This window comes from Megasphaera massiliensis (genome assembly GCF_000455225.1).
Classification (GTDB): Bacteria; Bacillota; Negativicutes; order Veillonellales; family Megasphaeraceae; genus Megasphaera; species Megasphaera massiliensis.
Genome location: NZ_HF954541.1, coordinates 1 through 892 on the forward strand (window position 1 = coordinate 1; position 892 = coordinate 892).

1 protein-coding gene is annotated in these 892 nt (G+C 49.9%); it reads right to left on the reverse strand.

The window, feature by feature from the left end:
* Positions 1 to 706 (reverse strand): EamA family transporter (locus TX77_RS10490; RefSeq protein WP_420891010.1); only part of this gene is annotated, 706 nt, incomplete at its 3' end.
* Positions 707 to 892 lie beyond the last annotated feature (186 nt).

Sequence of the window (892 nt, forward strand, 5' to 3'; positions counted from 1 at the left end):
CGCCTAACGCGACGACTAAGCTGTTGGTTGCGAAGATAGGGGCTGCCAGATTGGCGGGTCCTGTAGTAAGAGCGACAGTGTATAAGTGCAGTCCGCCGTAGGAGAATACTCCAGCCAAAAGCCCAAGCTTCAATCCAGTTGCCGCAGCCTGCCTGTCGGCGCGAGCTTGCAGCAGCGGGCGAATAAACCAGAGCAGTGACAAAGCGTAGCCAATAAATAGAACCGGAGCGCTTGGCAGCCCAAGCTCCTCTGTTATTTTCAGTCCGCCATTGCGAAAAGCGAACAGGATAACTGCGACACCAACAAGAATGAACCAGCGTTTCTCAAGAGTAGTTGAACTTGAATTGTTTTTCTTATAGGAAATCATCGCTACCGCCAGCAAGAGCAGAGCAATGCCAATGGCTTCACTCCAATGGATGCGCTCTCCGTATACGAATGTTCCCAAGGCCACGACCAGTACAATATTCAGATTGGTCAGTGGGGAGGTCAGACTGGCAGGGCCATACTCCAACGCCTTCATAAAAATCGCGTTGCCGATCGCCGAGCCAGCTCCAATAATGCAGCCCGCTATCCATATCCGGTAATCGGCCAGCAGGCTAATTGTTCCTTCCACAGCGGCATGAACGCCAAACCCGGCTGTTCCTGATACATAAAGGCCCAGCAGCAGGACATTGGCATTTCCGCCGCGCATTTGGCTTACTTTCATCCACCAGCCGGCCAGACCAAAGAGCACGGCACTGCTAATGGCAATTGCCAGCCACATCATCGTCAATCAACCTCCGAAGTCACAAAAAATCAAAATTTGTTACACAAATGAAATAGTACTGTTACGGTGTGTACATATTAATGGGCTATTATAATAAACAAGACCCCCTTTTAATATATCCTTTAG